Origin of the sequence: Marinobacter manganoxydans MnI7-9 (assembly GCF_000235625.1) — a bacterium.
GTDB classification, from domain to species: domain Bacteria; phylum Pseudomonadota; class Gammaproteobacteria; order Pseudomonadales; family Oleiphilaceae; genus Marinobacter; species Marinobacter manganoxydans.
This window is the reverse complement of sequence record NZ_AGTR01000068.1, coordinates 1-661: the sequence shown is the minus strand read 5'-3', so window position 1 is coordinate 661 and position 661 is coordinate 1. Positions and strand designations below refer to the sequence as shown.

Here is a 661-nt window from a genome sequence, read left to right as displayed (position 1 = left end):
TCCCTATGTGAAACAGATTCAGGCTGCCTACCCGGACAACGTGCGTCTGGTACTGCGCTACGTATTGTTTCACAAAGGCTCGGAAGAGGCCGTCAGAATCCTGGAAACCGCCCGTGAACAGGGGGTCTATGAGCCGGTACTGGACGCTGTTATGGAAGCACAACCGAAATGGCACGATGATCCAAAGGTCGCCGCAGCATGGGATGCGGCGGAGTCAGCCGGACTTGATGTCGAAGCCGCTCGGGCCGGTATGAACTCACCCGAGATTGACGGCATTATTCAACAGGATGCTGCGGACGTTAAGGCGGTTGGAATTTCCGGAACCCCAACATTCTACGTTAACGGAGACACCTTGAGCCGCCTGGGGCCTCAGGAACTGTACGACCTGGTGACATCCAAGGTAGGGTCACTGAAATAACAACAAAACAACCGGCAACGCTATGTCACTGCTTGACTACCTTTTACCCTACGATTTCTCGCCGCTGACCATACTCAGCTACATGCTCGTGATGGGATTCTATGGCGTCGGGCTAATTCGGATGCCGGAACAGGACCGGCCAGGCTCACTGCGGATCTTTGCGTTCACCCTGGGGGTACTGATCTGTTATGCGGTGATGCAGACCCGCTTCGATTACTACGCACAATACATGTTCTTCGTCCA

The 661-nt window shown here is 54.5% G+C and carries 1 protein-coding gene and 1 pseudogene; both read left to right on the top strand.

What is annotated here, in order from left to right:
• The coding region (locus KYE_RS15330; RefSeq protein WP_008175088.1) for a DsbA family protein at positions 1-418 on the top strand (418 nt) is incomplete at its 5' end.
• Positions 419-440: 22 nt separating this feature from the next.
• Positions 441-661, top strand: a pseudogene (locus KYE_RS15325) (cytochrome c oxidase assembly protein); the annotation flags it as partial.